General features: G+C 57.7%; 10 protein-coding genes. 3 read left to right on the top strand and 7 right to left on the bottom strand.

The window, feature by feature from the left end:
- Positions 1 to 162: 162 nt before the first annotated feature.
- The 4 genes from phoH to efeU form a co-directional block, all read right to left on the bottom strand.
- Positions 163 to 951, bottom strand: coding sequence for a phosphate starvation-inducible protein PhoH (gene phoH / locus E3U32_RS13005; RefSeq protein ID WP_008503509.1), 789 nt, complete (start codon positions 949 to 951; stop codon positions 163 to 165).
- 500 nt (positions 952 to 1,451) lie between these two features.
- A complete protein-coding gene (efeB, locus tag E3U32_RS13010) occupies positions 1,452 to 2,735 on the bottom strand; it encodes an iron uptake transporter deferrochelatase/peroxidase subunit (protein ID WP_134349115.1) in 1,284 nt (427 codons plus the stop codon).
- Between the two features lie 5 nt (positions 2,736 to 2,740).
- Positions 2,741 to 3,868: an iron uptake system protein EfeO gene (gene efeO, locus E3U32_RS13015; RefSeq protein ID WP_134349116.1), complete on the bottom strand. Its 1,128-nt coding sequence runs from the start codon at positions 3,866 to 3,868 to the stop codon at positions 2,741 to 2,743.
- 40 nt (positions 3,869 to 3,908) lie between these two features.
- Positions 3,909 to 4,742 carry an iron uptake transporter permease EfeU gene (efeU, locus tag E3U32_RS13020; protein ID WP_134349117.1) on the bottom strand — a complete coding sequence of 278 codons (834 nt, stop codon included), beginning with the start codon at positions 4,740 to 4,742 and terminating at the stop codon, positions 3,909 to 3,911.
- Positions 4,743 to 4,993: 251 nt separating this feature from the next.
- Here efeU and E3U32_RS13030 point away from each other — a divergent pair, with 251 nt between their 5' ends.
- Positions 4,994 to 6,178, top strand: a complete 1,185-nt coding sequence (locus E3U32_RS13030; protein WP_134349119.1) for a NupC/NupG family nucleoside CNT transporter — start codon at positions 4,994 to 4,996, stop codon at positions 6,176 to 6,178.
- 81 nt (positions 6,179 to 6,259) lie between these two features.
- Here the strand turns inward: E3U32_RS13030 and E3U32_RS13035 are convergent, their stop codons facing one another.
- Together E3U32_RS13035 and putP are read right to left on the bottom strand one after the other, a co-directional pair.
- On the bottom strand, positions 6,260 to 6,679 hold the full coding sequence (locus E3U32_RS13035) for a DUF3574 domain-containing protein (protein WP_032658073.1): 420 nt from the start codon (positions 6,677 to 6,679) through the stop codon (positions 6,260 to 6,262).
- 116 nt (positions 6,680 to 6,795) lie between these two features.
- Positions 6,796 to 8,304 carry a sodium/proline symporter PutP gene (putP, locus tag E3U32_RS13040; protein ID WP_134349120.1) on the bottom strand — a complete coding sequence of 503 codons (1,509 nt, stop codon included), beginning with the start codon at positions 8,302 to 8,304 and terminating at the stop codon, positions 6,796 to 6,798.
- A gap of 423 nt (positions 8,305 to 8,727) precedes the next feature.
- On the opposite strand from putP, the gene putA reads away from it, so the two are divergent.
- Together putA and E3U32_RS13050 are read left to right on the top strand one after the other, a co-directional pair.
- On the top strand, positions 8,728 to 12,690 hold the full coding sequence (putA, locus tag E3U32_RS13045) for a trifunctional transcriptional regulator/proline dehydrogenase/L-glutamate gamma-semialdehyde dehydrogenase (RefSeq protein WP_134349121.1): 3,963 nt from the start codon (positions 8,728 to 8,730) through the stop codon (positions 12,688 to 12,690).
- Positions 12,691 to 12,791: 101 nt separating this feature from the next.
- Entirely contained in the window at positions 12,792 to 13,187 is a 396-nt protein-coding gene (locus E3U32_RS13050; RefSeq protein ID WP_134349387.1) for a lysozyme inhibitor LprI family protein, read from the top strand.
- Here E3U32_RS13050 and rutR read toward each other — a convergent pair.
- Positions 13,184 to 13,822, bottom strand: coding sequence for an HTH-type transcriptional regulator RutR (gene rutR / locus E3U32_RS13055; RefSeq protein WP_134349122.1), 639 nt, complete (start codon positions 13,820 to 13,822; stop codon positions 13,184 to 13,186). The genes E3U32_RS13050 and rutR overlap by 4 nt on opposite strands.
- Between the last annotated feature and the right edge of the window lie 82 nt (positions 13,823 to 13,904).

Raw genomic sequence — 13,904 nt, forward strand, 5'->3', positions numbered from 1 at the left:
GCGTCACCACCCCCCCCCCCCCCGGCTTTTTTGGGGGGGGGGGGGGCGGTCCCCCCCCGCGGGTTTTTTTTTGGGGGGGGCCCCCCCCCCCCCCCCCACCCGACAAAAAGCCCGCACAAAAAACAAAGCCCGGTTTCCCGGGCCTTGAACACAACCGCAATCTCAATAATACGCTTGCAACGTCCGCTGGCAGAGCGCCGAACGCACGCAGTCATCTTTTGTGAAGCGTACCACCCCAATCATCTCATCTTCCTCAAAACGTGACATCGCGTCGCTCAGCCCGGATTTCACGCCGGACGGCAGGTCGCACTGGGTGATATCGCCGTTAACGATAACCGTCACGTTCTCCCCGAGGCGCGTTAAAAACATCTTCATTTGCGCAGCGGTCACGTTCTGAGCCTCGTCAAGAATGACGACCGCATTTTCAAATGTACGTCCGCGCATATAGGCGAACGGCGCGATTTCCACCTTGCCAATCTCTGGTCGCAGGCAGTACTGCATAAAGGATGCGCCCAGACGTTTTACCAGGACGTCATAGACGGGCCTGAAGTACGGGGCAAACTTCTCCGAAATATCGCCGGGCAAGAAACCGAGATCTTCATCAGCCTGCAGTACCGGACGGGTAACAATGATTCTCTCCACGTCCTTATGGATCAGCGCTTCCGCCGCTTTAGCCGCACTAATCCAGGTTTTCCCGCATCCGGCTTCACCGGTTGCAAAGATGAGCTGTTTACTCTCGATAGCATTCAGGTAGTGCGCCTGAGCCTCATTGCGCGCCACAATTGGAGAATTATCACGGCTGTCTCGGGCCATGCCAATTGCTTCTACGCCACTCATCTGCACAAGCGAGGTGACCGATTCTTCTTCACGCTGTTTATGGCTACGTGAATCCCGTCTCAGCACACGTTTTGCTTCGCGACGAGCTTTGATCACTGCTTTTTGTCTTCCCATGGATAGCACCTTGAGTTGTTGGTATTCATCACACGCGCCAGCTTCGGCACGATTATGCGCACGAACATCAGAGGGTTGGCTTCCTTGTAAGCCATTGCTTGCTTTATCGGATGACGATACGGAACAGCTACGCGCACTGTTCTGCACGTCGGTCGAATCAGATTCTTGAGGGAGGGGGGAGAATTTAGTGGTGAGGAAATCGCTGCCGGAGTCTGAGCCTCCGCGCCGGGTGCTGCGGTTGTTATGTTTACCTTGTCCAGTACAGGACGCAACCATTCGCGATCTCCATAGTGATTCAGCATCACTGCCGGGAACTACCGCTGTCTTATCTTAAGTACATCAGGAGTTATCATAAATGCAACATTTATTTTACCTGAGTGCAACTTTTAAGACTGTCCCTACAGTTGAAATCAGTCTCATATAGAAATATTACAGAAATATAACAGCAGGATAGTCATATGAAAAAATAATGTCCCCGCGAACGGTTGCGGGGACGATTATCAGGCTTCAATAAGACCCTGAGCGAGATACGCGTTGCTGTCGCGCGCGCCTGGCAGGGCAAAGAAATAGCCGCCGCCGATAGGTTTAATATACTCTTCCAGCGCTTCGCCGTTTAAGCGCTTCTGCACGGTCAGGAAGCCCTTTTCCAGATCGTGCTGGTAGCAGACAAACAGCAGCCCCATATCGAGCTGGCCGGCGTTGGTCACGCCGAGGGAGTAGCTGTATCCGCGGCGCATCATCAGGCTGGACTGCGTCTCTTTGGTACGCGGATTGGCCAGACGAATATGGCTGTCCAGCGCAATCACGTCGCCATTTGGATCGCGGGCGTAATCGGGCACATCATGCTCATTCTTCATGCCGAGCGGCGCGCCGCTTTGCTTATCACGCCCGAAGATCGTCTGCTGCTCTTTGAGCGGCGTGCGGTCCCAGAACTCGACGTGGAACTGAATAATCCGCACCGCCTGATAGCTTCCCCCCACCGCCCATGCCGGTTCGCCCTGTTCGGCAGTGACCCACACCACCTCCTTCATGAGCTCACCGTTGTGGCTGTCCGGGTTGGCGGTACCGTCCTTAAAGCCCAGCAGGTTCACCGGCGTCTCTTTCCCTTTACTGCGGGCGGCATGGTCCGAGATAAACCCTTCCCGCTTCCAGCGCACGCTCAGCAGATCCGGCGTGTGCTTGATGATATCGCGCAGGGCGTGGATCACCGTGTCCTGGGTATTGGCGCAAATCTGCAGGAGCAGGTCGCCGTGGCACAGCGCCGCGTCCAGTGAATCGTTCGGGAAACGCGTCATTTTCTGCAGCGCTTTCGGCTTCTGTTTTGCCAGCCCATAGCGTGCATCAAACAGCGATTCACCCAGCGAAACGGTAATGGTCAGGTTATCCGGGGCGATAAACGGCCCCAGAATGCCGGAGTCCATAGGCGGCAGACGCGGGTTCGGCGTATCGGGCGCCGGTCCGCCGGCCGTGAGAAACGCGATGCGCGTCGTCAGCAGGCGGAACAGGCGCTCCAGATCGGCTTTATCACTGGCCAGTGAATCGAAGGCCACCAGCATCATCGACGCCTGCTGCGGCGTCAGAATGCCCGACTGATGTTCGCCATAAAACGGCTGCGTCTCCATGCGGGCATTGGGTGACAGCGTGCCGGGCGCGCTTTGCGGTTTCGCCGCATGGGCTACCGGACACCCGCCAGCCAGCGCAAGGGCACCTCCCAGCGCCCCCACCCCTTTTAACAATCGACGACGTGAAGGCTCAACCACGTCGTTCTCGCTATGCTTATTCATCGTGCTTAGTCCAGACCCAGTACGCCGCGCAGCAGAGAGAGATCTTCCGCCAGGGCGGTAATCGGGCCTTTCAGCGCGTTACGGTCGGCCTCGGTCAGCTTGTCGTAGGTTTCAAACCCGTCTTTGGTACGGTACTTCGCCAGAATGGTGTCGACTTTTTTGAAGTTCGCATCCACCTTGGCCAGCAGTTCACCGTTCTCTTTCTGCAGTTGAGGACGCAGCAGGTTAACAATTTTCTGCGCTCCATCGACGTTAGCCTGGAAGTCCCACAGGTCGGTATGGCTGTAGCGATCCTCTTCGCCGCTGATTTTGCTCGCGGCCACTTCTTCAATCAGACCGGCCGCGCCGCCCACCACTTTTGACGGCGGGAAGGCCAGCTCGCTGATGCGCTTTTGCAGCTCCAGCACGTCGCTGTTCAGCCGATCGGCATATTTCTCCATCCCTTTGGCAGAATTATCGCCAAACAGGGCTTTCTCCAGACGGTGGAAACCGGTGAATTTCGGATCGGCGGCTTTCTGCTCGAAATCATCTTCGCGGGCATCAATGCTGCCATCAAGGTCAGAGAACAGCTCGGCAATCGGCTCGATACGCTCGTAGTGCTGGCGGGTTGGCGCATAGAGGGATTTCGCTTTTTCGATGTCACCGGCTTTCACCGCATCGGTATAGGCTTTTGTTGCTGCCGCCAGGTCCGCCGTCTCTTTCGTGACATACGCTTTATACGCGGTAATGGCATCACCCAGGCTCAGCACCGCAGCGCCTTTCGCCGCATCGGCTGTTGCTTCACCTTTGACGATCAGCTTCCCTTTGGGGTTGGTCAGCAGGCCGCAGGTCATCTCATACTCGCCCGGCTGCAGGTTGGCGGTCATCTTCTGGCTGAATCCAGGGGCGATGTTTTCGCGCTCCTCCACCACCAGAACCCCTTTCAGGATCTCCCATTCCAGCGCTTTCTGGCTGTGGTTCTGAATAATGAACTGGGTTTTGCCGCTGTTCACCGTGAGGGTCATCGGCTCACACTGCTTATCATTGACGGTCACTTTAACCTGAGGAACATCCGCGCCCCAGGCGGAGAATGCGGAAGCGAACAGCGCGGCAATGCCTGCGCATAACGCACTACGACGGAACTGAATTGCCATGACTCTTCCCTTTAAAAGTATGTTGTAACTAAAACAAAAATTATGGCGTAACGCGCGACGCCTGCGAGCCAGTACGCGGCGGCATGGCGAACAGCACCAGCGCCGGAACCAGATAAATAAAGTACATTGCCACTTCGCTGACGCTCGGCGTTTCCTGATAGCCGAAGATACCTTCGAGCAGGGTGCCGGTCAGTGAGTGCGTGGAGAGGACGTTGCTGAGGTCGAACGCCACGTCCTGGAAATGGTTCCACAGGCCCGCTTCATGGAAGGCGCGAATCGCCCCCGCCGCCAGACCCGCCGCCACCAGCAGAATAAACAGGCTGGTCCACTTGAAGAAGGCACCCAGGTTCAGGCGAATACCGCCCCAGTAGAGCAGGAAACCAAGCACCACCGCGGTGGCAAGACCCAGCACCGCACCCAGCGGAGGCCAGATCCCCACATCCTGCTGAAACGCCGCCAGCAGGAAGAAAACCGACTCCAGCCCTTCACGCGCCACGGCGAAAAAGACCATCATAATGAGCGCCCAGCCGTGGTTATTGCCCTTTTGCAGCGCGTTATCCACCGCCTGCTCCAGCTGCACCTTCACGTTACGCGAGACTTTACGCATCCAGAACACCATCCAGGTGAGGATCACTACCGCAATCACGGCGACGATCCCCTCAAACAGCTCCTGCTCTTTCTGCGGGAACTCCCCGGTGGTTTCGTTGATGAGAACCCCCAGGCCCAGACAGAGCGCCGCGGCAAGGAATACACCGACCCACATGACGCCAATCCAGCGTCCGCGCTGGGTTCGCTTCAGGTAACTGGCGATGAGGCTAACGATGAGGGCGGCTTCGAGCCCTTCACGTAACATAATGAGAAATGGAACAAACATGCCGACACCTTAAATGTTTATCGCGGTCAACTGATGCAAAGAAAGGTAAATTCTTGTGATAGTGATTATCATTACGGCGGAAAGAAACACAAGCGAAATGTGTGGTGTTTTGATGACGAGTTGTAAACGCCCAGCCTGATAATAGTTACGTGCGTAACGTTCAAGTTTATAAGTTATAACGAAAATGCCCATTTACGCTGATTCAGGGCTGTGGCTAAATATCCGCCTCAAACACCTGGTGAAAATTAATTATGTTTAAAATTGTCCATTTCCTGCTGGCGCTGGTCATTATTCTTGCGCTTGCCTGGCTAGTGAGTTTCGACCGCCGAAAAATTCGCATTCGTTTTGTTTTACAGCTGATTGTCATAGAAATTGCTCTGGCGTTCTTTTTCCTGCACGCCGAAAGCGGGTTATTCGTGATTAAATACGTCTCGGGATTTTTTGAATCACTGCTTAAATTTGCCGGTGAAGGCACCAATTTCGTCTTTGGCGGAATGGGAGAAAAAGGGCTGGCGTTCATTTTCCTCGGCGTGCTTTGCCCGATTATTTTTATTTCCGCGCTGATTGGTATTCTTCAGCACTGGCGGATCCTGCCGATTTTTATTCGGGTGATTGGCACGCTGCTGTCAAAACTGAACGGTATGGGCAAGCTGGAATCCTTTAACGCGGTGAGTTCGCTGATCCTCGGCCAGTCAGAAAACTTCATTGCCTACAAAGGCGTGCTGGGCGATCTCTCCTCTCGCCGTCTGTTCACCATGGCAGCCACGGCGATGTCGACGGTCTCCCTGTCGATTGTCGGCGCGTATATGACCATGCTCGACGCCAAATTTGTCGTCGCGGCGCTGATTCTGAACATGTTCAGCACCTTTATTATTCTCTCCGTCATCAACCCGGCGCGCCCGGAAGCGGAGCCGGATATCCGGCTTGAAAAACTGCATGAATCGCAGAGCTTCTTCGAGATGCTCGGCGAGTATATTCTGGCCGGTTTTAAAGTGGCGATGATTATTCTGGCGATGCTGATTGGCTTTATTGCCCTTATTAGCGCCGTTAACGCCCTGTTCTCCAGCGTATTTGGCATGAGCTTCCAGCAGATCCTGGGCTATGTATTTTATCCTCTGGCGTGGCTGGTGGGGATTCCGCTGAGCGATGCCTTAAACGCGGGCAGCATTATGGCAACCAAACTGGTGGCGAATGAATTTGTGGCGATGATTGAGCTGCAAAAAATAGCGCATCAGATGTCCCCGCGCGGGATGGGCATTTTATCTGTCTTCCTGGTGTCATTCGCGAACTTCGCGTCAATCGGCATTGTGGCCGGGGCGATTAAGGGCCTGAACGAACAGCAGGGGAACGTGGTATCGCGGTTTGGTCTGCGTCTGGTGTACGGCGCGACGCTGGTGAGCCTGCTGTCGGCGAGCTTTGCGGGATTGGTGCTGTAAGTTTTGTGCCGTTTGTGCCCGGCGGCGCTTCGCTTGCGCGGGCCTACGATACAAAAACGGCGGGTTATCCCGCCGTTTTTATTAAAACTGCACGCACACCGGCTGGTCGACACGCATTACCGACTCCTGGGCGAAGCGTGATTTATAAATCCCACGCAACGCTTCGATATTCTTCTCGCTCTGCGCATCTTTACCGTGGATCAGCATCAGCGCCTTGCTGGGCTCACGCGCCACTTTTCCGTCGTTCCCCAGCCACTGGCCGCGGGCATCAAATACCGTTAAGCCATCGCGAAAACGTGGCGTCACGTCCTGGTCAACAAACTGCTGCCATTCGTTGCCGGTAATCTGCGCCCCGGCCGGACGATTCAGTCCGAAATAGAGCGTGGTCTGCTGCATCTGGTTATCCGCTTTGCAAGTCTCCACCGCCGCGTGTTGCGATGGCGCATTACAGCCAGCCAGCATCAATAATGCCGCCGCCATTAACCCTGTTTTGATTGTCATGCTTCGCTATCCTCATTGTTATAAGCACATGGATATCACAGGAAAATACGGATTTTGGCAAGAAAAAAGCCGGGTGCGCTTGCGCTTACCCGGCCTACGGTGTTCCGTGAGGAAAATTACTCAGGCTGCAGCTTAGACGGCGGTGCAGAATGGTAATGCGCATCTGCTTCAGCAAAGCGTTTCTGCATGGAGGCAGACGGCGCTTTACCCAGCAGGCTGAAGACCACGATGCCGATACTGCCGAAGATGAAGCCAGGAATGATTTCGTACAGGCCCAGCCAGGCGAACTGTTTCCAGACGATAACGGTCACTGCACCGATAATCATCCCCGCCAGCGCGCCGTTACGGGTCATACGTGACCACATGACGGAGAACAGGACCACCGGACCAAATGCCGCGCCGAAGCCCGCCCACGCGTAGCTCACGAGGCCCAGCACGCGGTTTTCCGGGTTGGCCGCCAGCGCGATGGCAATCAGCGCCACCACCAGCACCATAAAGCGCCCTACCCACACCAGCTCTTTCTGGCTCGCATTCTTGCGCAGGAAGGCTTTGTAGAGGTCTTCGGTGATCGCACTGGAGCAGACCAGCAGCTGGCAGCTCAGAGTGGACATTACCGCTGCCAGGATTGCGGAGAGCAGAATACCGGCGATCCACGGGTTAAACAGAATCTGCGCCAGCTCGATAAACACGCGTTCGGCGTTCTGGTTGACCGCACCGGCCTGCGCCGGGTTGTTATTGAAGTAAGCAATACCGAAGAAGCCTACCGCACACGCCCCTGCCAGACAGAGGATCATCCACGTCATGCTGATGCGACGGGCATGAACGATGGTGTGGTGAGAATCCGCGGCCATAAAGCGTGCCAGGATATGCGGCTGACCGAAGTAGCCCAGACCCCAACCCATCAGCGATACGATGGCGACAAAGTTCAGCCCTTTCAGCATGTCGACGTTTTCAATGCTCTTCTGCTTAATCACTTCCAGAGAATCGGCAAAGCCGCCAACGGTGAAAATCACAATCACCGGGGTCAGGATCAGGGCGAAGATCATCAGGCTCGCCTGCACGGTGTCGGTCCAGCTGACGGCCAGGAAACCACCCACGAAGGTATACAGGATGGTCGCCGCCGCACCGGCCCACAGGGCGGTTTCGTAGCTCATGCCGAAGGTGCTTTCGAACAGGCGCGCGCCGGCCACAATGCCGGAGGCACAGTAGATGGTAAAGAACAGCAGGATAACCACCGCAGAGATAATGCGCAGGATGCGGCTGTTATCTTCAAAGCGTCCGGTGAAGTAATCCGGCAGCGTCAGGGCGTTATTGTTGGCCTCGGTATGCACGCGCAGGCGGCCCGCCACCAGCTTCCAGTTGATCCACGCACCCACGGTCAGGCCGATGGCGATCCAGCTTTCCGAGATACCGGAGATGAAAATCGCGCCCGGCAGACCCATCAGCAGCCAGCCGCTCATGTCCGATGCACCCGCAGAGAGTGCGGTGACCATCGGGCCTAAGCTGCGTCCGCCCAGAATGTAGTCGTCAAAGTTTTTCGTTGACCGCCACGCCAAAAACCCTATCAGGATCATGCCAAAAATATAAACGAGAAATGTCACCAGCATCGGTGTGCTAATTGCCATTCAAATTCTCCAAAAATGTCGAGCGACAACCGTCCGGGTTGCCTTGTTATATGATCACCGGAACGAGGTGAATGTATCTTGTGTTTCGGTTGGGCGCGCTATCCTGCCGTATGCGCCTTCCGCTGACAAACGATTTAACACTGCATTTACATCAATTTCATCCCTGGTTTGATACGAGTTTCCTATAGGTTGCACTCGCTCACGCTTTTGCGGGTTGCACCTTTTAAAAGTGTTAACTCCCGCATAAAAACAGGCTTCCCGCACAAAAGCCAGCGCGTTTTTCCAGCTAACCATTCGTTAACAACCCATTCATTTTCGGGGTTGCAAACCAGGTCACATTTAACACGGTTGCACAAAGTTGCAACATGGTGGATATTTCACGCTAACGACCAAACAAGATGAAAGCACAACAGGAGCTTTGGCATGGGTATGACCACCATGGGGGTTAAGCTGGATGACGCAACCCGCGAACGGATTAAGACCGCAGCAACCCGCATTGACCGCACGCCGCACTGGTTAATTAAGCAGGCGATTTTTAACTATCTCGAAAGACTTGAGAGCGATGAGGACCTGCCAGAGCTGCCTGCCCTGCTGGCCGGCGCGGCCAATGAAAGCGAGGAAGCACCTGCCGCAGGCGACGAGAACCATCAGCCGTTCCTCGAATTCGCCGAGCAGATCCTGCCGCAGTCCGTCAGCCGTGCCGCCATTACCGGCGCATACCGCCGCGCCGAAACCGACGCCGTGCCGATGCTGCTGGAGCAGGCCCGCCTGCCCGAGGCGATTGCCGCCCAGGCGCACAGCCTGGCGTACCAGCTTGCTGACAAACTGCGTAACCAGAAAACCGCGACCGGCCGTGCCGGCATGGTTCAGGGGTTGCTGCAGGAGTTTTCCCTCTCTTCACAGGAAGGCGTAGCGCTGATGTGTCTGGCGGAAGCGCTGCTGCGTATTCCGGATAAAGCCACCCGCGATGCGCTGATCCGCGACAAGATCAGCAACGGCAACTGGCATTCACACATTGGCCGCAGCCCGTCGCTGTTCGTTAACGCCGCGACCTGGGGTCTGCTGTTTACCGGCAGGCTGGTCTCGACCCATAACGAAGCCAACCTCTCCCGCTCCCTGAACCGCATTATCGGTAAAAGCGGCGAGCCGCTGATCCGCAAAGGCGTGGACATGGCGATGCGCCTGATGGGCGAGCAGTTTGTGACCGGGGAAACCATTGCCGAAGCGCTGGCGAACGCCCGCAAGCTGGAAGATAAAGGTTTCCGCTACTCGTACGACATGCTGGGCGAAGCGGCGCTGACCGCCGCCGACGCGCAGGCCTACATGGTCTCTTACCAGCAGGCGATCCACGCCATCGGTAAAGCGTCTAACGGTCGCGGTATTTATGAAGGCCCAGGCATCTCCATTAAGCTCTCCGCCCTGCACCCGCGCTACAGCCGCGCGCAGTACGACCGGGTGATGGAAGAGCTCTACCCGCGCCTGAAGTCCCTGACCCTGCTGGCGCGCCAGTATGACATTGGCATCAACATCGACGCCGAAGAGGCCGACCGCCTGGAGATCTCCCTCGATCTGCTGGAAAAACTGTGCTTCGAGCCGGAGCTGGCGGGCTGGAACGGCATTGGCTTCGTTATCCAGGCCTACCAGAAGCGCTGCCCGTTCGTCATTGATTACCTGATTGACCTGGCCAGCCGCAGCCGTCGCCGCCTGATGATCCGTCTGGTGAAAGGCGCCTACTGGGACAGCGAAATCAAACGCGCCCAGATGGAAGGGCTGGAAGGCTATCCGGTGTATACCCGCAAGGTTTACACCGACGTCTCTTACCTCGCCTGTGCGAAAAAGCTGCTTGGCGTGCCGAACCTGATCTATCCGCAGTTCGCTACCCACAACGCCCACACCCTGGCGGCGATCTACAGCCTGGCCGGGCAGAACTACTATCCGGGCCAGTACGAGTTCCAGTGCCTGCACGGCATGGGCGAACCACTGTACGAGCAGGTGACCGGTAAAGTGGCGGACGGCAAGCTGAACCGCCCATGTCGTATTTACGCCCCGGTGGGCACCCACGAAACCCTGCTGGCGTACCTGGTGCGTCGTCTGCTGGAGAACGGCGCGAACACCTCCTTCGTTAACCGCATCGCCGACACCACCCTGCCGCTCGACGAGCTGGTGGCCGACCCGGTGCTGGCCGTTGAGAAGATGGCGGCGCAGGAAGGCCAGATTGGCCTGCCGCATCCGAAAATTGCCCTGCCGCGCGAGCTGTATGGCGCAGGCCGCGTCAACTCGGCGGGTCTGGACCTCGCCAACGAACACCGTCTGGCGTCGCTCTCCTCTGCCCTGCTCAACAGCGCATTGCAGAAATGGCAGGCCAAACCGATCCTGGAACAGTCCGTTGCTGACGGCGAAATGCAGCCGGTCATTAACCCGGCAGAGCCAAAAGACATCGTCGGCTACGTGCGTGAAGCCACCGAAGCAGAAGTGGATCGGGCGCTGGACAGCGCGGTGAACAACGCGCCAATCTGGTTCGCCACGCCGCCGCAGGAGCGTGCCGCCATTCTTGAACGCGCCGCAGTGCTGATGGAAGATCAGATGCAGTCGTTCATCGGCATTCTTGTACGCGAAGCGGGCAAAACCTTCAGCAACGCCATCGCCGAAGTGCGCGAGGCCGTCGACTTCCTGCATTACTACGCGGGCCAGGTACGCGATGATTTCGATAACGAGACCCACCGTCCGCTGGGTCCGGTCGTCTGTATCAGCCCGTGGAACTTCCCGCTGGCGATCTTCACCGGCCAGATTGCCGCCGCCCTTGCCGCAGGCAACAGCGTGCTGGCAAAACCGGCAGAGCAGACCCCGCTGATTGCCGCGCAGGGCATCAACATTCTTCTGGAAGCCGGCGTGCCGGCGGGCGTGGTTCAGCTGCTGCCGGGCCGCGGTGAAACCGTCGGCGCTAAGCTGACTTCCGATAACCGCGTGCGCGGCGTGATGTTTACCGGCTCGACCGAAGTGGCGTCTCTGCTGCAGCGCAACATTGCCACCCGCCTGGATGCACAGGGTCGTCCTACGCCGCTCATCGCGGAAACCGGCGGCATGAACGCCATGATCGTTGACTCCTCCGCGCTCACCGAGCAGGTGGTGGTCGACGTGCTGGCCTCCGCCTTTGACAGCGCCGGCCAGCGCTGCTCCGCCCTGCGCGTGCTGTGCCTGCAGGACGACGTGGCGGACCACACGCTGAAGATGCTGCGCGGCGCGATGGCCGAATGCCGCATGGGCAACCCGGGCCGTCTCACCACCGACATCGGACCGGTGATCGACGCGGAAGCCAAAGCCAACATCGAAAACCACATTCAGGCCATGCGCGCGAAAGGCCGTCCGGTATTCCAGGCGGTGCGTGAAAACAGCGAAGATACCCGCGAATGGCGGACAGGTACCTTTGTGCCGCCAACGCTGATTGAGCTGGCAAGCTTCGACGAGCTGAAAAAAGAGGTCTTCGGCCCGGTGCTCCACGTGGTGCGCTACAACCGTAACAACCTGAACGAGTTGGTTGAGCAGATTAACGCCTCCGGCTATGGCCTGACGCTCGGCGTGCACACCCGTATCGACGAGACTATCGCGCAGGTGACCGGCAGCGCCAAAGTCGGCAACCTGTACGTTAACCGCAACATGGTCGGCGCGGTCGTGGGCGTGCAGCCGTTCGGCGGCGAAGGGCTCTCCGGCACCGGTCCGAAAGCGGGCGGTCCGCTCTACCTGTACCGTCTGCTGGCGAACCGTCCGGAGAACGCCCTGGGCGTCACCCTGGCGCGCCAGGACGCGGAGTATCCGGTGGATACGCAGCTGAAAACCGTGCTGACGCAGCCGCTGGAAGCCCTCATCACATGGGCGGAAAAACGTCCTGAACTGCGTGCCGTTGCACAGCAGTACGGCGAGCTGGCGCAGGCCGGTACGCAGCGTCTGCTGCCGGGTCCAACCGGCGAGCGCAACACCTGGACGCTGATGCCGCGCGAGCGCGTGCTGTGCGTGGCGGATAACGAGCAGGATGCGCTGGTACAGCTGGCCGCAGCTATGGCAACCGGTTGTGAAGTGCTGTGGCCGGAAGATGCGCTGCATCGCGATCTCGCCAAACAGCTGCCGAAAGCGGTCTCGTCCCGCATTCACTTCGCGAAAGCCGATGCGCTGCTGACGCAGCCGTTTGATGCGGTGATCTACCACGGTGATTCCGACCAGCTGCGCGAACTGTGCGAGCAGGTGGCGGCCCGCAGCGGTGCCATCGTTTCCGTGCAGGGCTTCGCCCGCGGTGAAACCAACCTGCTGCTGGAGCGCCTGTACGTTGAGCGCTCCCTCAGCGTCAATACCGCGGCGGCAGGTGGTAACGCCAGCCTGATGACCATCGGTTAATCGTGTAAACTTTCCCCGGTGACGCTACGCTTACCGGGGCTACAAAAGAACCACAGGCCGGATAAGCGCAGCGCATCCGGCTTTTTTACACGGAGGGAATGATGAAAAGAGTATTTCTCGCAGGTGCCGCACTGCTGCTCAGCGCCAGCGCGCTGGCCGACGAGTGCGACAAAGCGACCACCCAGCTTGAACTGAATACCTGTAGCGCGCAGCAGTACCAGACTACCGATAAAAAGCTCAACCAGACGTATCAGGCCGCCATCAAGCGTGCGGCAACTCCTCAGCGCGAACTGCTGAAAAAGGCGCAGCAGGCGTGGATTACCCTGCGCGATGCGGACTGCGCGTTTATCGGTTCGGGTACGGAAGGTGGCAGCGTTCAGCCAATGATTGTTAACCAGTGCCTGACGGAGAAAACCGCAGAGCGTGAAGCGTTTCTGGCCTCGCTGATGCAGTGTGAAGAGGGCGACTTAAGCTGCCCTCTCCCGCCGGGAAACTAACGCAGGCGGATCCCTTCGATAATCATCCGCTGCACGTTTTCCAGAGTGCTGTGGAAAAACGCCTCGTCCTGGAGCGTTTTACCGGTCACCGCCTCAACCTGGGCCGCAAAGTCAGCGTAATGCTGGGTGGAGGCCCAAATCATAAAGATCAGATGATGCGGGTCGACCGGGGCCAGTTTTCCGCTGGCAACCCATCCGGCAATAATGGCCGACTTATCGTCCACCAGCTGTTTCAAATCCCCCGTCAGTTCCGCCTGCAACAGCGGTGCGCCCTGCAGCATCTCCAGACAGAAGAGCCTTGATGCCTGCGGGTAATCGCGCGATACCTCAAGCTTCAGGCGAATGTACTCTTTGATCGCCACCAGCGGGGCCAGCTCTTCGCGAAACGCTTTGAGGGGCGCCAGCCAGATATCGAGGATCTGCTGCATCACCGCGATATAGAGCGCCTCTTTTGACGGGTAATAGTAGAGCAGATTGGTTTTGGATACCCCGGACTGCTCCGCTACCTGCTCCAGGCGCGTGCCGTGAATCCCAAACTGCGAAAAGGTCTCCAGCGCCGCGCTGAGGATCGCCTGCTTCTTGGCACTCACCGCCTGCGAACGTTTACCTGGTGTTTTCACTGCGCCTTGTGTCATTCCCGCTCTCCTTATTCTGCGTTGTCCTCAGCATAGCAAAACCCCCGTCTCGCCACGACATCCTGCACTCCTATCGCGCATG

It is taken from the genome of Lelliottia nimipressuralis, assembly GCF_004402045.1.
Lineage (GTDB): Bacteria > Pseudomonadota > Gammaproteobacteria > Enterobacterales > Enterobacteriaceae > Enterobacter > Enterobacter chinensis.